Consider the following 23394-nt stretch of genomic DNA (forward strand, 5'->3'; position numbering starts at 1 on the left):
TCTTATTTAAGAAGTTTGGCATTGAATGATTGAAGAGTTTCGAGTACATTGCAGCGTACATGGATGAAGTCATTTATGCCGACGGCTTTAAGGTCATCCATGCAAGCAGGAGCACCGGCAACGACAAACATTGCACGTCCGTCGAGATATTTGTATGCTTCCGGAGCAAGAGCCGCATACTCATCATCACTTGAGCAGAGTACAATGACATCGGCGTTCTTCTCAAGAGCTGCATCAACGCCTTCCTCTACGGTGTTAAAACCGAGATTGTCGATAATTTCATAACCTGCGCAACCGAAGAAGTTGGTTGAGAACTGAGCGCGTGCAAGACGCATTGCGAGATTACCGATGGTAAGCATAAACACCTTGGGACGGTGAGATGACGCTTCTGTCGCAAGACGAAGAGCCTCGAAGTCGCTTGCCGCGCGCTTTGATGACAGTCCCTTGTTTTCTGACTCTCCTTCACCGTGATGACAACCGCAGGAGCAGCCTGTGGTCTCAATCTTTTGGGCAGCGGTCTCGTTGATGTTAGGATACTGGTTTGTTCCGAGAAGAATCTCTTTACGGCGAGCCACGTCGACGTGACGCTTTTCAGCAGTGGCATTAACCGCATCCTGGATGGAATTGTCGTTGATGCAGGCAAGGAAACCGCCCTTTTCTTCAACGTCAAGGAATAGCTTCCATGCTTCCTTGGCAAGCGACACGGTAAGAGTCTCCACATAATAAGAACCGCCGGCAGGGTCAACCACCTTGTCAAGATGGCTCTCCTCTTTAAGAAGGAACTGCTGGTTGCGGGCTATGCGCTCCGAGAATGCATCGGGCTTCTTGTAAGGCACGTCAAAAGGAACGGTGGTTATTGAATCAACACCGGCAAGAGCCGCCGACATAGTCTCTGTCTGAGAGCGTAGCAGGTTTACGTGAGCGTCGTAGATAGTCTGGTTAAAGCGCGATGTGACAGCGTGGCAGAGCATCTTTGACGAAAGCTTTGATTCAGGCTTGTACTGCTCTACAATCTGCGCCCATACCATGCGTGCCGCACGGAATTTTGCGATTTCCATGAAATAGTTGGACGATACACCCATGTTGAACTTGATGCGGCGAGCCACATCATCAGCCTTCACGCCGGCGTCGGTAAGCATAGATAGCCATTCAGCCCCCCAGGCAAGGGCATATCCGAGTTCCTGGAAAATATAGGCTCCTGCATCACAGAACATGAAAGAGTCTACGGCAAACACTCGAAGTTCAGGCACAATCTTTACTACGTCAAGAAGCTCAAGAGACAGAGCCTTGATGTCGCCGGGGAACTCAGTGCCATGTTTCAATGCACGACGCATCGGGTTGAAGTCGATTGAACCGTGGAAATCATTGAGAAGACCGTTATTGCGGAGATAATCGACAAGCACCTTTGCGAGGCTTACCGCCTTGCGGGGGCAGCACTTGAAGTTTAATTCAAATTTCTTTATGTCAATGCCGTCAAGAAGAGCCTTTACGTCAGCCTCCGACTCAAGAGCGACATTGAACCCGAGAGAGGTGATGCCTTTGGTGATAATCTCCTTTGCTATAGCATTGGCTTCTGCCGGGGTGTCGGCAAGGACTTCCTGACGGATAAGCCAGTCATTGTCAGTGCGTGTTCCGCGCACGTAGGGATACTCTCCGGGGAGTGTATCGACCGTCTTGAAGTCAGCAATGTTTTCAGCGCGGTAAACCGGCTCTACATTGAAGCCCTCATTTGTTCTCCATACTAATTTCTTGTTAAAGTCGGCACCTTTCAAATCGGCTTCGACTTTGGCTCTCCACTCTTCGTAAGAGCACTCAGGAAACATGTCGAACAATTTTTCTTTTTTTTCTGCCATGATCTTGGTATTAATTGGTATAAACTTTTAGTTTTTTAGTAAAGATGGTCTTGATTGTTTGGTTAAGACGGTAAATATCAGTCTACCGTCATACAAAGGTACAAAAACCGTGGCGATTAAAACAAATTTTTATAAGATAATAAATCCGAAATACCGAAAAAATTCCATAAATGCGCGTCGACTTAACGACACACACGCATGGTTGTCATTTTCTCGGATTAATTATGCGCTCGCCAAGGTATTTTGCAAACTCTCCGCGCAAGCGTTGCAGTCTCACATGAGCTTCCATAAGAGCGCGTATTTCCTGAGGATCGGCCCCGGGAGAAGAGGCAACGCGTTTCAGGTCGTCATGCAGTTTTCTTATGCGACATTCAAGTATCGCGTCTTTGTATTCAAATATAGCCCTGGGCACCAATTCGCCAAGGCGTTCTTCATCGGTCTCTATATGAGCGTATTTTGTATGCACTTTGCTTAACACATGCTTGTCGGCGACCAGTTCGAGCGTAAGATTCCGGATTGCGGAGTCGGGATGTGACGACAAAGACTTTTCTATGTACAGCATGGCAAAGTTATCCATGCCCTCCTGATACATGCTGTCGGCTGTCTCCATCAGCAACTTTTCTTTTCGCTCTATTGTGGCTATATCAGTCTCGCTTTCACGCAGGTGAGCCACGCCCTCCGCTATATATTGAGCACGCTTTTCTGTCAAGATTGCTTCGTTACGGCTTCTGTCGCTTTCCCAGTCCTCTTTGCTTGTCTTTATCGCCTCGTTAAATGTCGACAACACATCGGGGTTAGTGAACGTGAGGTCGTCCATGCGAAGCTCGTCACATATATAGTCGATCACCTTGACAGGGGAGATATTTCCGTCGTCATCCACGCTGTCACAGAGGTCAAGCATCCCGTAACGCAGCACATAACGCAAAAGCCCTTTCTCGAATTTTCTCAAAAACGCACTCGGACCGGAGGAGTCTTCGGCATTTCGCAGAGCGGTCTCGATATCCTTTTCTCTACGCGAGGTCTCTTCCTCCTCCTTTTCTTCAAGTCGGTCAAGCGACTCCTCAGCCGATTTTTTAAGACGTTTCTCCGCCGCTTTTTCTATAAGCGACTTTACCTGCTTGTTTACCTCGGCGCTTACAATGCGCTCGTCTATATCAAATCGGCGGGCACATTCGGTGATATATATATTACGGGTGACCGGCTCGGGAATCACAGCAATTGACCTGACTATGTCGGCAATCACTTTCGACCTGGCAATCGGGTCGTTTTCAACTCCTTGAAGCAATATGCCTATCTTGAACTGGATAAAGTCCACTTCATTGTTTTTGATATATGCTTCAAGTTCTGAAGATGTATGTTTCCTTGAAAAGGAGTCGGGGTCGTCGCCGTCAGGCAGCAACAGCACTTTTATGTTAAGACCTTCGGCAAGCAGCATGTCAATGCCTCGCAGCGACGCCTTGATACCGGCGGCATCACCGTCATAGATGACAGTTACATTCTCCGTAAACCGGTGAATCATCCTTATCTGACCTTCTGTGAGAGAAGTACCCGATGAAGCAACGACATTCTCCACGCCTGACTGGCTCATTGAAATCACATCCATGTAGCCTTCAACCAAAATGCATTTGTCATGCTTTACAATCGAAGGTTTTGCCTGATACATTCCGTAAAGCTGATTGCTTTTATGGTAAATAAGCGACTCGGGAGAGTTGACATATTTAGCCATGTCCTTTTTCAGGGTTCTGCCGCCAAAAGCTATGACTTTGCCGGATACAGAGAACACAGGAAATATCACTCGACCTTTAAACCGGTCATATACGCGCCCTTGGTCGGTGCGGATACACAACCCGGTGTCAACAAGGTATTTCACATTATAGCCTTTTCCGGTGGCAGCACGCAGGAGGTCGTCGCTCTGTTCCATCGCATATCCGAGATGAAACTTCTTGATGGAGGCGTCGGTAAGCCCACGGTCATAAAAATAGGAGAGACCTATCTCTTTTCCGTCGGAGGTGTCATAAAGATTGCTTTCAAAATGAGACAAGGCAAATTCATTCACGGCAAAGAGACTGGCACGCTCTGATTCACGTTCGCGCTCTTCATCGCTCATCTCATGCTCCTTAATCTCGATATTATACTTCTTGGCAAGGTAGCGTAGAGCCTCGCTATAGCTTATCTGCTCAATCTCCATCACGAAATTGACAGGCGACCCGCCTTTTCCGCAACTGAAGCATTTACATATATTCTTTGACTTGGATACCGAGAAAGAGGGTGTGCGCTCATTATGAAAAGGACACAATCCGAGATAACTCGACCCGCGTCGTTTCAGATTGACGTAATCGCTTACTACATCAACTATCTCAGCGGTGTCAAGAATGCGTTGGACTGTTTCTCTATCTATCTTTTTCACATTACAAAATTAGCAAAAAAAAATAAGACAGCCTCACGGCTCCCTTATTTTTCGCTTGTTGCTTGTTGAATATCTATTCTGTCTTTTATTGGAAAGTTACGTATGAAAAAGTATTCTATTATTACCTTTTTAGTTTGTGTCGGTCATGATATAAATTCAGATTAGCTAAGAAGTCTAACGGGCGGTTGTTCATCAACCGCATTACAAAGTTAGTAAATATTTTCGCAATCTAAATATATAATATTATATGTTTTACAACATATGTTGTGCATGTTGCACGAAAACCGCCTTATAAAATTATAATATTTAACATTAACTTAGTATCAAAATATAATAGCTCATAATTGACGCTCGGTTGCTTAATAATTTACAATAGTAAAAAGATGTTAAATCAAGTCAGACTATGATTATAATGCAATAAAAAGCGGCGCAAATCAAGTTTACGCCGCCATATTTGGTTGCATTATGTCAATCAATATAAGATATAAGATGTAAGCGGCTGCATCTTGCCTTTTATTACACCATCATTTACTTCAAAAGTCGCACCATGAACCTTATCGGTATATTTGCCTTGCTTTAACAAAGTCGGCATATCGATGTCTACCGCTTCCTCGCCAATGTTAATCAAGGCTACACCTTGCTCACCACGACACACTTCAATCACTTGACCGTCGCTGCTGACCTCTATTTTCTCCGGTTGTCCATGCATGGCGCTGCGGAACTTGTTGACTGCAACTACCTCCGGATTGAAGAACTCATCGTTGCCGCGTGCGCCCACACGGTTATTACCCCAATAATTCTCGCGTGTGCTACCGGCCGGACGGCTGAAGAACAGGGGAGTGCCAAATTGTCGTGCGGCAAGGAATACATATCCTTCGCGTATCTTCGCGTCGGAAATATCGGCCGATTCATGTTCATTTGCATATGTGTCGTGTGACTCCACCCATGTGACAAGCTTCTGCGGGTCAGCTGGATGATGCCATGAGGCAAGGCTGTCGGCATAATAATTGCCGGCACGCAGCACGTTGCGCAGTGCATGACCATAGCTGCTCGCTGTAAGCCCCATATACTCCGAATACTCCTTTTCCTTTACATTCTTGTCTTGAAGCACTTCGCCATATATGAACAGGCTGTCGGCAGGCAAGGCAAGCTTGAGTCCTTTTACCGCTTCACGACCTGTCGCCACATCCCAGAAGTTGTTGCGCTCTGCCAGAGAGTCAAGCGGGTCTGACGGAAGTCCTATGTGTTTTGCCGTGTCATAACGGAATCCTCTTGCGCCACAAGCCAGGAGGTCGTTGACATATTGCATGTAGTAATATTGAAAGTCAGGATTCTCTGTGTTTACATCGGGCAGACCACCCATTTTTCCGGTTGTACACTCATATCGGTCGTTGTAGTCTTTGATGTCTACAAGCCCATTGGCATGAAACAGCTTGTCATGACCGCCTACCGCGCTGTCAAGAGCTGCAGTCACGGCTGTGTGGTCTACTGCTGTGTGGTTAGGAAGCACGTCCACAATGACCTTTACGCCATACTTGTTTGCACTGTCACACATCGCCTTGAACTGGTCACGGTTGCCAAGAAGATAGTTACCTATTTTCCAGTCGATAGGCTGATAGTAGTAATACCACTTGCCTTTAACCGAGTCATCGGGAGTGCTGAAAAGTGCCATTCCGCCGCCTTCGCCAACGAAGCATGTGTTGGCAGGCGATGTCTGCACATAATTGAAGCCTGCATCGGCTATCGTCTTCATGTTTGCCGCGATGGTGTCAAATGACCATGACCAGGCATGCAGAATCACATCGTCATTAGTAGGGGAGGTCACATTCTGTGATTTCTTGTCACCGCATCCGCTCAGCACACCGGCAGCAGTTGCAGCCGCAGCCAAAGAGTAAATAAGTTTTTTCATTTTTTTTGAAATAGGTTAAGAATTATTTTACGCACTGCCAAAGATACAAAATCCTTAAATAATCTCAAAATTTGCTCTTGCCTCGTCTTGAAGATGCGATATTGGATTTCCCTTTTTTATGAGGATCATGGTAAGCCGGATAAAGACGGCGCAGCAAGTCGGGGCGATGTAGTCGGGTGAGCCCCTTTACGATGTCATCGCGGTAAGCGCGGTCATACCAAAAGAAGTAGCGTCGCTGTGCCAACTTCTCCTCCGGAGTCACTGCGCAATAAACCCGCTCTCCCGTATAAGGATGATAACCGGTGTAGTATATTTCCGTGGCGACGGTCATTGGCGTCGGTGTAAAGTCCTGCACCTGTTCAAGATGCATGTTAAGGTCTTTGGTCTCGACCGCAAGTTCAGCCATATCCACCTCCCGACAACCCGGATGGGAGGAAATGAAGTAGGGGATGAGCTGCTGTTTCATGCCACATGTGCGGTTTACTCTGTCAAATATTTTCTTGAAATCATAAAACATGCCAAATGGCGGCTTACGCATTATGTCAAGAACCTTATCGCACGTGTGCTCGGGTGCCACTTTCAATCGTCCGGAAACATGGTGCTCTATCAGCTCTTCGTTATAACGACGGTTAGCAGCGTCTATGCGTCCGTTGCCTGACTGGTGCATCGAGAGGTCATATCGCACCCCGCTGCCGATAAATGACTTTTTCATGCCCGGAAGATTGTCGACTGCATGATACAGGTCAAGCAGCGGCGAGTGGTCATTGTTTAGATTTCGGCAAGGCGACGGGTGCAGGCAAGAAGGGCGCATACATTTCTCGCATATGGATAGGTCTTTGCCTCCCATGCGGTACATATTTGCCGACGGACCGCCAAGGTCACTTATATATCCCTTGAAATCAGCCATGCCGATTACCTGCCGGGCTTCTCGCAACACAGATTCCTTGCTCCTTGAAGCGATGAATTTGCCTTGATGGGCGGAAATAGTGCAGAACGCACATCCTCCGAAACATCCCCTATGTAGATTTATCGAGTGCTTTATCATCTCCCAGGCGGGAATCGTCTTGCCCTTATATCTCGGATGGGGCAGACGTGTGTAAGGCAGGTCAAATGACGCGTCAATCTGCTCCGTTGTCATCGGGGGCAGCATAGGGTTGATTTTTACTGTCTTGTCGCCATGTCGCTGCCATATCGTGGCTCCATGCATGCGGTTGGACTGCTGTTCGACATGCTTGAAGTTAGCCGACTGCTTTTTCTTGTCACGGCGACATTCTTCGTAGGATGACAAGATTATATTATTGTTATCGGCGGCGGGCATTTCATCGGCAGGGAGCAGCAGTGCCGTCTGTTCAAGATCCCTGATTGACGAAATGTCAACACCGCTGTCAAGCATATCGGCAATTTTCACAATAGGAATCTCACCCATGCCATAGACCACCATGTCCACGGGCGAGTCAAGCAATATGGATCTGCGTAGACAGTCTTGCCAGTAATCATAGTGGCTTACTCTGCGTAGAGACGCCTCAATACCTCCTGCAATCACCGGGACATCGGGATACAGCTTTTTCAATATCTCGGAATAGACTATGGTAGGATAGTCGGGACGCATGCCGTGCCTTCCTCCGGGAGTGTAGGCGTCATCGCTTCTTCTACGTCGTGCGGCGGTGTAATGGTTGACCATCGAGTCCATAGCGCCTGCCGACACCCCGAAAAACAGCCTCGGACGTCCAAGCTTTTTGAAGTCCCTGAGGTCGTCACGCCAGTTGGGTTGCGGCACTATAGCCACTTTGTAGCCATGAGCCTGTAGCGTCCTGCCGATTACGGCTGCACCAAATGACGGATGATCAACATATGCATCACCCGAAAATATAATTATATCAAGTTGCTTCCATCCAAGAGCTTCCACTTCTTTAGCTGATGTCGGAAGCCATCTGGAAAAATTGTTGTCGTTGTTCATGTCTGTGTGTATTTTCATCATTCAATAGAGTTTAGGTGATCCTCCATTTTCATCAGCTCGTCACGCATACGCGCCGCTTCCATGAAGTCCATCCTTTTTGCTGCCTCGACCATTTCTCCGCGTAGACGCGTGATGGCACGCTGAAGTTCGTTTTTGTTCATGTAAGGTATTACAGGATCGGCGGCTATGTTTACCTTATGAGTATATTCCTCGATATAAGGAATATTTTTCTTTGACGCCACACCTTTATTGCGAGAGACGTTATTGTCGCGCATAACAGGTTCGTCGGTCTCGTCGACTCCGATTATTGCCTGGCGCGCCTTGACGATTGCCTGTGGGGTTATGCCGTGCTCCTCATTGTAGGCAAGCTGGATCGCACGCCGGCGTTCGGTCTCGTCAATTGTCTGCTGCATGGAGTCGGTAATCTTGTCGGCATACATGATGACCATGCCGTTAAGATTTCGTGCCGCACGTCCAACCGTCTGCGTCAAAGACCGGTGACTGCGTAAAAATCCCTCTTTGTCGGCATCAAGTATCGCGACAAGCGACACTTCCGGAAGGTCGAGTCCCTCACGAAGCAGATTGACGCCTATCAATACGTCATATATGCCTGCGCGCAGGTCGTCAAGAATTTTTATGCGGTCAAGGGTGTCGACATCGCTATGTATATATGCCGCCTTCACGCGCAGTTTAAGCATATACTCGTTAAGTTCTTCAGCCATTCGCTTGGTAAGGGTGGTCACAAGCACACGCTCGTCCTTCTCAATACGCAGCTGTATCTCTTCAAGCAGGTCGTCAATCTGATTTAGTGACGGTCTTACACTGATAATCGGGTCAAGAAGTCCCGTAGGACGGATTATCTGCTCGACTATCACACCGTCGCTCTTTTCGAGCTCATAATCAGCCGGAGTTGCGCTTACATATATCGTCTGATTTGTGAGTGCTTCAAACTCATTGAATTTCAGAGGGCGGTTGTCAAGTGCGGCAGGCAGCCGGAATCCATATTCGACAAGATTCATCTTTCGTGACACGTCGCCACCATACATGGCTCTTATCTGCGGTATCGTGACATGGCTCTCGTCTATGATTGTCAGGAAGTCTTTCGGGAAATAATCCAGCAGGCAGAAAGGACGCATGCCCGGCTGCCTTCCGTCAAAGTAGCGGCTATAGTTCTCGATACCTGAACAGTGACCGATTTCGCGTATCATTTCTATGTCATAGGTAGTACGCTCATACAGGCGGCTTGCCTCGAGTTCCTTCGCCTCGCGGCGGAAATAGTTGACCTGTTCGCCAAGGTCTATCTCCATGCTTGCAATCGCCTGTCCGACACGTTCACGCGAGGTCACAAATATATTTGCGGGATATATGTTAAAGCAATCGTGCTTGCCGAGCGATGTACCGTCGTCAGGATGCACCGTGGAAATCGACTCGATCTCATCTCCCCAGAATATTACTCGCAAAGTTATTTCCTCATAGGCGAGGCGTATGTCAACGGTGTCGCCTTTGACACGGAATGTGCCTCTGGAGAGCTCAATCTCGTTGCGGCTATAGAGCGCATCGACGAGCTTGCGCAGAAATACGTTACGCGCGATTTTCTGTCCGACCTTTATACTGACTACGCCGGCATGGAAATCTTCCGGATTTCCGATACCATAAAGACACGAAACCGACGACACTACAATGACGTCCTTTCTGCCGGAGAGGAGTGCCGATGTGGTGGCAAGCCTCAATTTATCAATCTCGTCGTTAATCATCAGATCCTTTTCGATATATTTATCCGATGACGGGATATATGCCTCCGGCTGATAATAGTCGTAGTAGCTCACAAAATATTCCACGGCATTGTTCGGGAAAAATTGCTTGAACTCGCCATAGAGCTGCGCGGCAAGAGTCTTGTTGTGGCTGAGTATCAGGGTAGGGCGGTTAACCTGCGCTATGACATTTGCCATAGTGAAGGTCTTTCCAGAGCCGGTAACACCGAGAAGCGTCTGTGCCTTGGCTCCGGAGTTTATGCCCTCCACAAGTTCTTCGATAGCCTGTGGCTGGTCGCCGGTGGGCTTATATTGAGATTCCAGTTTGAAATCCATAGTCAGAGATTGAATTGATTAACCTGCAAAGGTAGTGATTTGCCGCCACAAAACCATGAATAATAATCTTAAACGAAGTCAATATAGCCCTGTGGATTGATTCCTCGGAGAAAATCAGATGTCGACATTCGGCGTTTTCCTTCAAGTTGCAGTTCTTTAATCTCGTAGCCGCGGTCTCCGCCACATCCGGCATATAGCCTGTCTCCGTCAATTTTGAATTTTCCGGTAGCCACATTAACGTTGTCGGCAGGAGTTCCTGCAAATACCTTTAGTTGCAGTTGCTTGCCATCAACAGTGGTGAGTGATGTCCAGGCGGCGGGATAGGGCGACAATCCCCTGATGAGATTGTGAATCTTTACAGTATCTTCATTCCAGTTGATGCGACAGGTGTCCTTGAATATCTTTGGTGCCGGAGTCGGCTCTACGCCTTTGGTGAGTTCATCCTGGGAAGTGGTGGTCAATGTGCCGTCAAGAATCTTTGCGACAGTCTCCATCGTGAGTTCTGCACCCAGCACCATCAGTTTGTCATGAATGTCGCCTACATTTTCATCATCCCTGATTTCGATTTTCTTTTGGTCGATTATGTCTCCGGTGTCAATGTCATGTTTCAGGAAAAATGTGGTGACACCTGTTTCCTTGTCGCCGTTGATTACAGCCCAGTTGATAGGGGCCGCCCCACGATATTTCGGCAGCAATGATGCATGAAGATTGAATGTGCCGAGTCGCGGCATTGACCAAACAACTTCAGGCAACATGCGGAATGCGATGACGATAAACAAGTCGGCTTCAAGGCTGCGCAATTCATCGACAAACTCTTGATTTTTAAGGTTTGCCGGTTGCATGAGATGCAGTCCGTTGGCAACGGCATATTGTTTAACCGGCGACTGAAGCAATTTATGACCTCTGCCGGCAGGCTTGTCGGGCATAGTGATTACACCGACGATATTGTAACCACCTTCGTGAAGGCGTGAAAGGCTTTCAACAGCAAATTCAGGAGTGCCAAGAAACACTATCTTAAGATCTTCTTTCTTCATCGCGTAACTAATTTTGAATGTTTATATGGCAAAGTTACGATTATTTGCATAATTTTGCAGCGTCATGAATATAAAAACCATTATAACCGGATTGATGCTTATTCCGGCCATCATCACCGGCACCACAGTTTATGCGCAGGCACCGGTTGACTCGGTCGAGACAATGACTTGTCAGTATCCCTGTCAGGATAACACAACCCGGTTTAAGCCTACTCAACTCATTTTGCCGGGTGCGCTTATTGCAGTTGGTGCGTTCGGTATCGAAAACGGCTGGTTCTGTCACCTGAAACGTGATGTAAGAAACGAGTTTCAACATATGAGCCACGGACATCAGATAAAGGCAGACAAATATCTGCAATATCTGCCGGCCGCCGGCTATCTGGCAATGGGAGCGCTTGGCGTAAAGTCAAAGCACAACTTTAAGGAACGCGCCATCGTCACTGTGACTTCGCTGGCATCATATGGTGTCATTGCAGGCGGCATGAAGCTGTGTATCAACGAGCGCAGACCACAAGGCGACGAAAACAATTCATTTCCATCGGGCCACACGACACTTGCATTCATGGGGGCTGAGCTTATAAGAAGCGAATATCCTCTTGGAGTAGGTATCGGTGCATATGCTGTGGCTTGCGGTGTCGGTTTCATGAGGTTATACAACGACCGGCACTGGCTCAACGATGTTATAGCCGGTGCCGGTGTGGGCATTCTATGTGCGCGTATCGGATATTGGATGTTGCCGGTGTGGAAAAAGGTTTTCCGTCTTGACCGTCCCGGCTGTAACTCCATAGTGGCTGTGGCTCCCTTTTACAATATGGAGTACAGAGTTGCCGGAGCATCGTTTGTAGGTTATTTCTGATTTGTCGGATTAATAATACGAGTGACGGCGACGAGACCGGTCACGACATCGTTGGACAAAGTAGTCAGAGTGACACTCCCGATTTCACGGTGACGGTCAACCGGCATGCAGAGAATAACACCCGCTCCACCGTCGATGCGTCTGCCATACACTTCTTCAATGCCGAGAAGACCCTCAAGGTCATCGCTCACCTGCATATCCTTTAACGTATAGCGCAGTGGGCGAGGAGTGACCACCTTAAACGCATAGTCATCTATATAATAGTCCTGCTCTATCGGACACCAGTTATACGGTGGACGTAGAGGCAATGTATCATTTGTGCCATCTTTGTATGTGACCGTAATCCTGGCGTTATCCATGTGGCACTGCATGTGATTGGTGCTTCCGGCGAGCATAAAGGCAAGAGCATCGGCTTTTCCCGAAATATTGACCGTGACACTGTCAGGGTAGTTGTCAAACAGCGATGTGTATATCACATTCTTGCCTGTGATATTGCCTTTAAACGGGATTCCTTGCGGAGTAGTGAACGTCCCGTCGTTTTCCGCCAGAGCGTGTCGGAGTCCGCTGTCATCGATATTGGCGCTGTCTACCGGGTGACACCACTCTCCAATACCGTTGACCGGAATCTGTAGCGTAGTCGTTGCGGGGCGTGGTGACAGATACTTGTTGTTGAATATATCAGGAATCTCGGAGTTGTAATAATCTGTCAGGTCTACAGGCTCGTATATGCTTTCGGGGGTGTTAAGCATCGATATGCCAAATTCCGGTAGCTCTCGGGGACGATATGGCTCGGAATTCACCCACCATTTCATGTCACATTGCGCATACTCCGTGAACTTGCCGTGGATTCTCCCCGAGGGGACAGCCTTATCCAACGTGACTTCATCACCGTCCCATGCCACTTCAATCGCCAGGTCTCCGTCAATCTCAGTGTCGATACAGATAAACGGACGCCCTACGCTGTTGTCGTCAAGGCTCCAGGATACATTTTTGCCATTAACAATGACACTTCTGATTTTTTCATGTGTCGCCGGCAATAAAAATGACACACTACCAAAAGCATCTGACTTCAAACCAAGACGATAGGAGTCAATATTGCCGTCGCGACGAAATGATAATGAAAAATCAGGATGGGTTATTGATGCATGGTTCCAATCCGACGGAAATCCGGGCTTCACCTCAAGCCGGTGATTAATCGCGTCAGGTCTAAAACCAAACAGTCCTTCTACCACGGCGCGTGACATTACGCCTACGGGATCGGCAAAATCGCGATAACACTCTCCGCGTGCCGCGTCATAATAACTTATCTGCCCGATATTGCCGGGACTCGTGCCAAGATACATCCCATCAAGCACCGCGCTTTTAAGTAGGTTATATGCTTTGTCATATCTGCCTGCATTCCAATAAGCGAGCGAGGTATGCAACACTTCGGCAAACGCCACATTATTTATGCTCCATGCATATGGCAGCCAATCTGTAGTAGACAGTGTATGATACTCGCCATCCGGAATGCCATCGGCTTTAATCGGTATGTGAGGAATACAATTGTCTATGTAACTTGTGGCTGAATATTTCTGAAAAGCATCTCCCGTATCGCTGTCAATGGCATGGTATATGGTCCATAATGCAGGATGGTCATGCAGCCGCTTGTGTCCGAGGCTTTCTTTAAACTCTGCCCACACACCCGCATCGTCCATCCACAGGTTGCTGTTCATTGCATCCAGTATCAGCTGTGCCTCTTTTTCATATGGCTCAGGATCTTCGCCGATACGTGACGCTATCGCCGCAGCCGATTTGTTGGCAAAATAGTTATATGCCGACGAATGGGTCACACCTCCGCCGCTGTAATAAAGAGCGTCACTTGCCCATATACAGCAATATGCGTCATAAAGACCGTCATTGTCAGGGTCAAAATTGCGTTTTTCCCAGGCAAGATGAGACTTTATCACGCTCCACATCTTGCGGGCATAATCAAGGTCGCCCGTCCACGACAAGTGGCGCATAAGCTCATCGATGTAACAGAGATTCATGTCGTAATGGTGCATTTGGTTGTTGCGACCCGGATTGCGGCATATGTATCCGTTGCTATACATTTGTGTCCCCCAGCGCTTTTCCGCGCGGGCAAGTCGCAATGTGCTGTCTTGGGCAGGATGGGGGATTGTCGGCTCTACATCGGTCACCTGGGAAGTGGCATAAGCGTCAAAGTGAGCCCTGGCTCTGTCATGCCAGCCGAGACAGTCGCCCGTATAGGCTCCTCGCCAGCCGCTTAGAGGCATGCGCCAGCCTACAGCTCCATGTTGCCATGTCGTGCCGTCCCAAATACCGTCACCGGCAGCTATAAGCGTACTCCCAAGTGTGTTTATATAAGGGTCAGGAGTGTCAACGACCAATCTGTTCATAATGCTGTCGCGACAAGCCATAGTCTTTTTGTAATAGGCTGCAAGACCACCGGGGGACTCGGCAGAAAGTACACGGTCGTGATATTCCAGATATTTTACGGTCTTATTGCCACCGATTTCAAAGCTACAGGAATTAAGCGGTGCCTTATACTGGTCGGCGGCAAAACAGTCCTTAGGGTCCACACCGATGTCACCGCTGCGGCTTATCTTCACTTTTTTTGTCTCGCAGCAATTTGCGGTCATTATGGCTCCGGAAGGCATGTTCTCACTTACGATTTCCCATAGACATCCCTCTTTGTCGAAAGTGGCGACCGCTGTAATCCTTACCTGACCTTTGCCCCAGGAATGATCGGTCAGCACATAGCTCCTTTCACCTCCACGATAATAAGATTTGCAGTCACTGACAGAATCAAGTCTCACTTCATGTCCATTGCAAGTGATTGAAAAATTGATATTACGATTATCTTTCTTATGATAAGCTGCAAATACAGGCTTGTCGCTCGTCTCAATGCGAAACAGTGAGTGACCTCCATATAAAGCACGTGTATAGTTATTGTTGCCGTTATGAGACATTATGTAGCCGTCATCAGTAGGCTTATAGTTTAACTGCCGCTGAGCCATAAGCATAACAGGCACAATCGCAGCAACGAGCATCCAGGTTCTTTTCATGAATAAAATCAATTAAGGTTAAAGTCATTTACCATCGCTTGGTCATTCAATTTTAGCCGGGGCGTGGTGCCGGGCTATCTGCACAACAAAGATAGCTATTATACCATAAACATACCACACACCACTCCGAAAATCACCATCGGCACCCACATCACTATCTGTGAAATCAACAGAAACAGGAATATCTTCCATAAAGTTTTCAGACGCGTGGGCTGCGGAAATGCTTTATCAAGCACAATACCACCCATCACAAGCTCAAGCAAAACCCACAAGGCTGTGCAAACGTCATTGGACACAAAAGAGACCGGCAGAAGCACAATCTCTGTAATGATTACAAAATCAGCCATGTAAATCATAGCTACGGTATACTCCGCAATATTGAAGCGACGAGCCCCCGACTTGCGGTAAACCATCATAACCGCAATCATGTAAGGAATAAACATTGTCAACGCCTGAAATACCGGAGAGGACGTATAGAAATGCAGTATGGCGTTTATTATTCGTTCACTCATCATCTCGCCGGGCAGCATTGCCGATTCGGCATCTAAATAAAACACATTTTGTACCCCGAGGATTTTAGGGATTAAAGTCCCGAAAAGACATAGCACAATCAACATGGGAACCGGCGCGGTATAAATCACACGCTTACCATGAATATAATTGCGTATGACCGCCCAGGGTTCATATAGCAGATGATAAGCGGTATAACCGAATCCACGGTTGACACGCAGAAGGCTCAAAGCGGCATTGGTGAAAAAATCACGGGAAGCAAGGCGCCCCGTTGATATATGTTGACCGCAATTGTGGCAATATGCTCCCTTATATTCAGTATTGCAATTTAGACATCTTTTCTCTCCGTCACCGGGAGTCGATTCATTTTCCATTCAAGTATATTTATTAAAGTCAATCCGACTTAGCTACATTTAAAATCGGCATCACACTATCAAGACGGCATCACAACCATCTTGTCGCTACAAAATTACACCTTTTTATGGCTCACGACAATAACCTTGACTAAAAAATATCTTTACCGTTCCAAACCAATAAACATATGATTGGCAAATGAGAATGTTAATATAACAATACGGCAGGCATATCACTTAACCGTACTGATATGCCTGCCGTTATTGAGTCTTCTGAAATAGTCTTATCTGAAGAGCAGCGGTGCCATTTCTTTAAGGCTGCGCCGCCATGTGAGGAACTCATGTGCGGTGTCGTCTGAGATGTAGGATACCGCATTGAATCCGGCCACATTCAGGGCGTCTACTGAATTCCGGACCCTTTCCGGGTTTTCTTTTGCCCCGCAGGAAGTAAAAATCAGTTTGGGCTTGTTGTTTTTAAGTTCATCGGGAGAATAGGTGCCACCGCTGAACAGTCCATAAAACCCAAATACTTCGGGACGGCTGAGAGTTATGTTTTTAGTTTCCATTCCGCCCATCGACAGTCCTGCCATTGCACGATGATTCTTGTCGGGAAGGGTGCGGAAGTTTTTGTCTATAAACGGTATTAACTCGTCAACAAGCACAGTCTCAAAATCTTTGTAGTTAAACGAGCCGATAGAGCCGAAACGCGCGGTATTGGTCATGCCGTAGGTCATCACAATGATAAACGGTTTGCATTTGCCCTCGGCAATAAGATTGTCCATGATAAGATTGGCACATCCTTGATTATGCCATGCTGTCTCGTCCTCTCCCCAACCGTGCTGCAGGTATAGTACAGGATATTTCTTTTTGGGATTGGCCGAGTATTCTGCCGGGGTATATACAAACGCCCGCTTCTGCTCTCCTGTGCTTGGCGAATCAAAAATCACCTGCTGCACATTACCGTGAGGCACTTTTTTCAACGCATAGAAATCACGGTCATGAGCCGGTATCTCTATCCCGCTTTCCCAACGCGCCGAGCCAAAGTAATTTTTTGCTCCCGGGTCATTTACTACAGCACCGTCGATTATGAGATGGTAGTAATGGAATCCTTCATCCATCGGGCCCTCTGTCGTGCCTACCCACACCCCGTCTTTGTCCTTACGCAGCACTGTGCCGCCACGACCGCCAAGTCCCAAGCTGACGATAACAGACTTGGCTGTGGGCGCATCAATGCGGAAGCGCGCATATCCTTCAGAATTGACCATCGGATACTCCTGACCGGGCTGATTTAATTCACTTGGCACAAAATCTTCCTTTGGAAGAGTGTTGTCGAGCGTGGCATTGAAGTTTTTAACTGCATAGTAGGCTTTCTTCGGCTTTAGGTTCTCGTCAAAAACAAGCGGATGATTGTTCAGGCCGAGCCACGAATCGCGGTCACTAAGATTCCACATCGTCACATTGTCGATTACATCCTTGTGCTTGCGAAATACCCGGAACATACGTGCAAACTGATCTTCGTGAAGAGTGGACACATAAGAGGGCATAGCATTGTTTTCACCTTTGGAGAAGTGTAGCTGTCCACCCATCTCTTCGTTGCAGCGTATGTCAAGTTCTGTGATGTGGATATGGTCAACCAATTCCGAATATTTGGTAATGGCGGAATCCACATCTTCTTCCGACGGACCATATATATTATAATGACCTTGCATTCCTATACCGGTGATGGGCACGCCTGCATTCTGCATCTTTTTTACCATGTCATATATGCGGTCGCGCTTTGCAGGTGTTGCCGCATTATAGTCATTATAAAACAGTATGGCATTGGGGTCGGCTTCATGAGCATACTCAAATGCCTTTGCAATAAACTCGTCGCCGCAGAGCTGATAAAGCCTGCTGTTGCGATAGGGGTCGGGGGCTTTGCCATTCCATCCGCGCCCGCCGTCAGACATCGCTTCATTTACTACATCCCAGGCATATACAATGTCTTTGTAGCGGTTGACAACTGTGTGGATATGTTCGCGCAGACGCTTGTAAAACACCTCCTTGGATACGGGTTTGCCATTTTTGTCATTGAACATCCAGTCACAGAATTGAGAATGCCACACGAGGCAGTGACCGCGCAGCTTAATCCCGTTGGCACGACAGAAATCAGCGATTTTGTCGCCACGCTCCCAATTCCATACACCTTCTGCCGGATGCAATTCACCGGGCTTCATGTCATTTTCAGCGGTGATGCTGTTAAACTCTTTTTTTATCAACTCAATCTGAGTCGGGTCGGAAACATTACGCTGATTCACGGCAACTCCCATGGTGAAGTAGCCGTCATAAGCATCTTTCAGACTTGCAGGACCATTGTCCACAGGCTTGCCAAATTGGGCAAACGCCGAGCCTGCAATAAACATAGAAAGCAGACCTGATAAAAGTGTTCTGTTCATTTACTAAGATTTTTAGATTGATTTATTAAAAACTCTGTACGTGTTTTCACACTGCATTACGCTCGTTAGACTAATTTCTGTATAAAAGGTTTAATAAAGTCTTATTATTTTTTTCACAATCATGCGAAATTTAAAACAGTAATTTCGCAACGCGGCAATTGAAACCGCCGATTATCACGCTGCCGATATAAGCGCTGCAACGTAGGCTATATAACATACTGTCAGAATTATACCTTCAGACCTGGTGATGGTGCGTTCTTTGAAAAACCAGCCAAACAGCCAGAACAATATTGAAGCACCGGTCAAGACAAGCAAATCAAAGTTGCCTATGCCGTTGAATTTTAACGGATGAACCGTAGCCGAACAGCCAAGCACAAGAAATATATTGAAGATATTGCTTCCGATAACATTGCCCACTGCTATGCCGGTCTTGCCCTTGCGGGCAGCGGTCACTGATGTCGCAAGCTCAGGAAGCGAAGTTCCTGCGGCAACTATGGTAAGGGCTATTATGGCATCACTTACACCGAGACTTGACGCTATGCCTGACGCACCGGCGACAAAGCGATCGCCGCCAAATATCAATGCGGCAAGTCCTCCGATCACCCATATGACGGCTTTCCACATAGGCATCTCCTTCTTTGTCGCAGCTTCTTTCTCGGCAGGATCCACTCCCTGCGTCGATTTAGCCGAGGCAAATGTGTAACGCATGAATATCATGAAAAACAGTAATAAAACGATACCGTCTACCCTTGAGAGGACCATAGACTCAGCTCCGTCAAGCAGCGGGGCGTTTCCCATTGCAAGCAGCGCTATTGACGACAGTATCACAAGAGGAATCTCGTTTGTCATTATACTTCGTTCCACTTTTATCGGCGCCACCATTGCAGTGACTCCGATTATGGCGAGCACATTGAAGATATTGCTTCCCACCACATTTCCGATGGCAAGCCCGGTATTACCCTGCACGGCAGATATAAGGCTGATAACAAATTCAGGTGCAGATGTGCCAAACGCCACTACGGTAAGTCCGATTATCAGATCAGACACGCCCCAACGGCGAGCAACAGATGAAGCGCCGTCAGTAAGTATGTTGGCACCAAAGAGAATAAGCGCTAATCCTAATACAAGAAAGAAAATGTCAATAATCATAGAGTATATCTGCTTTTTATGTGGATACAAAGTTAACAAATCTCAACGCATTAAGTTAATCCTGATTATAAAATTAAAAGAGTAGGGCGATGCTTAGGATGACCGGATTTTTATTGAAAAAATGTAGTTGTAGAAAAGTTTTATTAAGGAATTTGCGAAGTATTAAAATTATTGCTTACCTTTGTACCGCAAAACCACAAGGAGTGGTGCTCGAGTGGTTGAAGAGGCACGCCTGGAAAGCGTGTGAGCAATTTAGCCGCTACAATAAGGAAAGATGCTCGAGTGGCTGAAGAGGCAGACCTGGAAAGTCTGTAACGGCCGAAAGCCGTTCGCGGGTTCGAATCCCGCTCTTTCCGCTTAGAAGCCTGGTATTTACCGGGCTTCTTTTTATCATTTACGTCTCTGAATGCTATTTTGACGTTCTTTAGGCATTGGGAGTTGGTACTTGATACTCGCGGTATGGTCGTTGTCTCACTATCCGTACTCGTTCTTAAAAAAAACGGTAAGTTTGCACTTTTTGGGTGTATTCCGATTGCTTTGGATTAAACCTACCCGCAAATTACCCGCAACTTTGAGAACTATGGTAACCACCAAATTGTATCTTGACCGGCGGGCAGTCAAGGATGAAACAAAACCGGCCCCACTGAAGATTGCCATCACGAAACGTGGCTCAACCTCATATATATCTCTTGGCATATCTTTGTTAGCATCGCAATGGGATTCTAAAGCCAATAAGGTTATAGGGCATCCCAAAAAGCAATTCTACAACACTTATATAAAAAAGCGTAAGCTTGAGGTCGACGAAATCGTTCTCTCGATGATTGCGAATAAGGATATTGAGGGGACAATAACGGAAATCAAAAACCGAATACTTGCGGTTGTCAATCCGGAAGAAGCCGAGTCTGTTCCCAAAAACCTTTTTTGCGTATGGCTGGAGAAATTTGCTGATAATAAAGGTGGTCGGACTAGGCAGATTTATCTTGCGACGCTTGAACGCATAAAAAAATTCAAGCCTAAGGAGTATGCTGCCCTTACGTTCGAGGAAATGACTTTGGAATGGCTTACTAATTTTGACCTTTTCCTTGCTAAGACTTCGCCGGCAAAGAATGCTCGCAATATACATTTTCGTAATATTCGTGCCGTTTTCAACTACGCAATCGACAACGAGATTACTGCCGCCTATCCATTCAGAAAATTCAAGTTGAAATATGAAGAAACAAGAAAGAGGTCTATGTCCGTTGAATCTTTGCGAAAAATAATGACGGCAGGCATAGAACCACATCTTGAGAAGTACCGGGATTTCTTTATGCTCTCGTTCTACTTGATTGGTATGAATGTTGTAGATATCTGCAATGCTACAGGTATAACAGATGGTCGTCTGCAGTACCGTCGCGCAAAGACGCATAAACTCTATTCGATTAAATTGGAGCCTGAAGCTGCGGCTATCATAAGCAAATATGCCGGTGAGCGGCACTTGCTTAACTATCTCGACCACCATAAAAGTTATCGGACATTCTATAATTGCCTTGTTCGCGGACTCAATAGCGTAAAGGTTGCGCTTAATAGCATAGACGACGGTATCACTTTTCAAGAGCTTACTACTTATTGGGCCCGTCATACATGGGCTACAATTGCATCGGATCTCGATATTCCAGACGCGACCATTGCGGCTGCTCTCGGACACTCCTATGGCAACTCCACCTCTGCAATATACATCAATTTCAATATGCGTAAGGTGGATGAGGCCAACCGACGCGTCATCGACTATGTTCTGGGGCAACTGTAAGGTCATCGCACAAAAAGAGCCAGGAGTTTCCTCGTGGCTCTTAAATCTTGCGCCCTCACGGGTTGGGATTGCAAATATGAAGTATCTTAAAGCTGGGAATTCCAAAATCGCAGGATTTCTTTTCCCAGATATATTTTCCTCGCGGTTTCCCGCCTGAAACTGCATTTTATATGACCTTCTTCAGTGTAGCGACGCAGTGTGTTACGGTGAATTCCGAGGTGTTCGCACGTCTGCTTCACTGTATATCGCCCGGTTGGGGCTACTTGGGGTTCTGTTGCTGTTACCATTACGCTATCTTATTATCGTTCTGCGAGCTTATATAAAGGAATGTGGTTGATATTCATGCTTTGGGTAATAAGACCATCTTCCACAAGGGATGCGATTGCCTCATCGAAGTCTTTGCAAATAACGGCCATTATTGCCTGCTTTGTAGCAACGACCGGTGCTACATGAGCATCTTGAACACGTTTTATCTCTTCCTTTATCAGTTCGTAGATATATGGTTGGAAAAAGTCTGCCATTAGTCGTCGGTTATTGTGAGATGATTCTCAATGTATTTATCTGTTATCGAGTTAACATCATCGATGTAATCCTCATTATTTACGATAAAATCAGACAACCCGGCAAAATTAGGATGGCAAACTATGCTGGCAAATTCTTGAGCCCGTTTTTTGATGTCGTCGAGCAGCGGAATTAGATGGTTTTCCTGAACTCCGAGCTTATCGAATTTATCCTTCAAATCGTAAGCGCAATCTGCGAGATAGTCTGCGGCCAAGTGTACTTTTACAATGGCATTGTTTATGCCGGACTTATTGAGAGTTTCTTTGTCAAAAAGCTCTGATAGTTTTTTTGGCAAGTAGCTTTCAGCTTCCTCTATTGCGGCTTCGACATCTTGGATTTTACCCATGGTGATGTTTGCCTGATATAGTTTCCCATTGCGCAACTGCTCGTTTAGTTTAGCGCGCAGTTCAGCTTTTCGTTTTTTGAGCCGGTCTAATTTTGAGTTTACGCTCATAAGAATTGGATTTTAGTGTCGGACCGGCATCAATAGCCGATCCGACATGATGGTTGGTTTCTTACTATGCTTTGTTCTTTTCGGGAATGAAGCAAAAATCTGCGTAAATCTCGATGAATTGTTTGGCTGCATACTCAGCCAGCTTTTCGCTTTTGAAGGCGAGCCGAGAGCCGTAGTTCGAGTACGAAGAAGCGAAATACGCGTCCGAGTAGACGAGACCGCCACTCGCGTACGCATAGTAGTTCGACCGACCGACGCACCGGCTCTTCTCTTCGTCAGATAGAGCTTCGTAGTCTTCCTTGCTGATAAGGTCGTACCACCCGTACCAACGGCGCTCGCCATCGACAAACTGAGGTTCCCAGCCCTCATTTAGGGCGGCGGTGATGATGCGAAGTTGGAAATATGCTTTGATGTCGGGCATTAGATCGCGGAGGCTCCATTCCACGGCACGATAGGCTTTTACTGCTTCGTGTTCTTCGCCAAGTTCTTCGATGGCATCTTTGATGGTTTTCACACGATCTGTTACGGGGAGTATCTCAGAGAGCTTTTCTCCTATCTGTTCTTTGATGGCCTTTCGACCGACGGCGTTACAGTTGCCATATACAGCTACTAACGTCTCTTTGTTTAATTGGATTGCTTCCATTTGTTTGAGTTTTTTGATTAGAATGTATCTTATTTGCACTTGCAAATTTAATCGAAAATAATCATTTACGCAAGTTTTGGGGCGATTATTTTAATCATATACGCAATATTTATTAGTGTAATAATCATTGTTACTATGTTTTGCCTAATTAGAGGGCACCGCATACTGCGATATAATATTCGGCATCTATGGCATCGCAATTTAGCAGTTGAACTCCGATGTGTTTGCAGAGTTTGCTAATAAGCTCTATTCGATTCTGTTTTCGATTCTCAGACGCAATGCAAGATGAGGTTCTGTAAATCTCGTCAGCTAAAGTGCTGAATACAATTTGA

At 46.8% G+C, this 23394-nt stretch carries 16 protein-coding genes and 1 tRNA gene; 3 read left to right on the forward strand and 14 right to left on the reverse strand.

Annotation, left to right across the window (positions count from 1 at the left end):
* Window positions 1-2: 2 nt before the first annotated feature.
* The 6 genes from mutA to fmt all read right to left on the reverse strand — a co-directional run bounded on the left by mutA (window position 3) and on the right by fmt (window position 11247).
* Window positions 3-1853, reverse strand: a complete 1851-nt coding sequence (mutA, locus tag E4T81_RS11970; protein ID WP_135044872.1) for a methylmalonyl-CoA mutase small subunit — start codon at window positions 1851-1853, stop codon at window positions 3-5.
* A 205-nt stretch (window positions 1854-2058) separates the two neighbouring features.
* The gene (dnaG, locus tag E4T81_RS11975; protein WP_245207074.1) at window positions 2059-4260 is read right to left on the reverse strand and encodes a DNA primase; all 2202 of its coding nucleotides are present in this window, start codon (window positions 4258-4260) and stop codon (window positions 2059-2061) included.
* Between the two features lie 472 nt (window positions 4261-4732).
* A complete protein-coding gene (locus E4T81_RS11980) occupies window positions 4733-6169 on the reverse strand; it encodes an alpha-amylase family glycosyl hydrolase (protein ID WP_135044874.1) in 1437 nt (478 codons plus the stop codon).
* A gap of 64 nt (window positions 6170-6233) precedes the next feature.
* Window positions 6234-8147, reverse strand: coding sequence for a YgiQ family radical SAM protein (locus E4T81_RS11985; protein ID WP_245207075.1), 1914 nt, complete (start codon window positions 8145-8147; stop codon window positions 6234-6236).
* Window positions 8144-10213: an excinuclease ABC subunit UvrB gene (uvrB, locus tag E4T81_RS11990; RefSeq protein WP_135044876.1), complete on the reverse strand. Its 2070-nt coding sequence runs from the start codon at window positions 10211-10213 to the stop codon at window positions 8144-8146. The genes E4T81_RS11985 and uvrB overlap by 4 nt, the downstream gene beginning before the upstream one ends.
* A 68-nt stretch (window positions 10214-10281) precedes the next feature.
* On the reverse strand, window positions 10282-11247 hold the full coding sequence (fmt, locus tag E4T81_RS11995; protein WP_135044878.1) for a methionyl-tRNA formyltransferase: 966 nt from the start codon (window positions 11245-11247) through the stop codon (window positions 10282-10284).
* Between the two features lie 64 nt (window positions 11248-11311).
* Here fmt and E4T81_RS12000 point away from each other — a divergent pair, with 64 nt between their 5' ends.
* On the forward strand, window positions 11312-12103 hold the full coding sequence (locus tag E4T81_RS12000; RefSeq protein ID WP_135044880.1) for a phosphatase PAP2 family protein: 792 nt from the start codon (window positions 11312-11314) through the stop codon (window positions 12101-12103).
* Here the strand turns inward: E4T81_RS12000 and E4T81_RS12005 are convergent.
* The 4 genes from E4T81_RS12005 to E4T81_RS12020 all read right to left on the reverse strand — a co-directional run bounded on the left by E4T81_RS12005 (window position 12094) and on the right by E4T81_RS12020 (window position 19615).
* Window positions 12094-15171: a DUF4450 domain-containing protein gene (locus E4T81_RS12005; RefSeq protein ID WP_209308192.1), complete on the reverse strand. Its 3078-nt coding sequence runs from the start codon at window positions 15169-15171 to the stop codon at window positions 12094-12096. The genes E4T81_RS12000 and E4T81_RS12005 overlap by 10 nt on opposite strands.
* A 98-nt stretch (window positions 15172-15269) precedes the next feature.
* Entirely contained in the window at window positions 15270-16055 is a 786-nt protein-coding gene (locus E4T81_RS12010; protein ID WP_135044882.1) for a DUF3667 domain-containing protein, read from the reverse strand.
* Between the two features lie 263 nt (window positions 16056-16318).
* Window positions 16319-18469, reverse strand: coding sequence for a bifunctional endo-1,4-beta-xylanase/feruloyl esterase (gene xyn10D/fae1 / locus E4T81_RS12015; RefSeq protein ID WP_135044883.1), 2151 nt, complete (start codon window positions 18467-18469; stop codon window positions 16319-16321).
* Between the two features lie 174 nt (window positions 18470-18643).
* The gene (locus tag E4T81_RS12020; protein WP_135045122.1) at window positions 18644-19615 is read right to left on the reverse strand and encodes a calcium/sodium antiporter; all 972 of its coding nucleotides are present in this window, start codon (window positions 19613-19615) and stop codon (window positions 18644-18646) included.
* Window positions 19616-19886: 271 nt separating this feature from the next.
* Here E4T81_RS12020 and E4T81_RS12025 point away from each other — a divergent pair.
* Both E4T81_RS12025 and E4T81_RS12030 read left to right on the forward strand, forming a co-directional pair.
* Window positions 19887-19974 (forward strand) — tRNA-Ser (locus E4T81_RS12025).
* A gap of 224 nt (window positions 19975-20198) precedes the next feature.
* Window positions 20199-21404 (forward strand): site-specific integrase, encoded by a 1206-nt coding sequence (locus tag E4T81_RS12030; RefSeq protein WP_135044885.1) that lies wholly within the window; start codon window positions 20199-20201, stop codon window positions 21402-21404.
* Window positions 21405-21490: 86 nt separating this feature from the next.
* Here E4T81_RS12030 and E4T81_RS12035 read toward each other — a convergent pair whose 3' ends face one another.
* From E4T81_RS12035 to E4T81_RS12050, 4 genes are all read right to left on the reverse strand, one after another.
* The gene (locus E4T81_RS12035; RefSeq protein ID WP_135044887.1) at window positions 21491-21691 is read right to left on the reverse strand and encodes a helix-turn-helix domain-containing protein; all 201 of its coding nucleotides are present in this window, start codon (window positions 21689-21691) and stop codon (window positions 21491-21493) included.
* 12 nt (window positions 21692-21703) lie between these two features.
* A complete protein-coding gene (locus E4T81_RS12040; RefSeq protein ID WP_135044889.1) occupies window positions 21704-21925 on the reverse strand; it encodes a hypothetical protein in 222 nt (73 codons plus the stop codon).
* Window positions 21925-22419: a hypothetical protein gene (locus E4T81_RS12045; RefSeq protein ID WP_135044892.1), complete on the reverse strand. Its 495-nt coding sequence runs from the start codon at window positions 22417-22419 to the stop codon at window positions 21925-21927. Before E4T81_RS12045 ends, E4T81_RS12040 begins: the two co-directional genes overlap by 1 nt.
* 64 nt (window positions 22420-22483) lie before the next feature.
* Entirely contained in the window at window positions 22484-23062 is a 579-nt protein-coding gene (locus E4T81_RS12050) for a hypothetical protein (RefSeq protein ID WP_135044894.1), read from the reverse strand.
* Window positions 23063-23394: the final 332 nt, after the last annotated feature.

It is taken from the genome of Barnesiella sp. WM24 (assembly GCF_004570975.1).
Taxonomy (GTDB): domain Bacteria; phylum Bacteroidota; class Bacteroidia; order Bacteroidales; family Muribaculaceae; genus Muribaculum.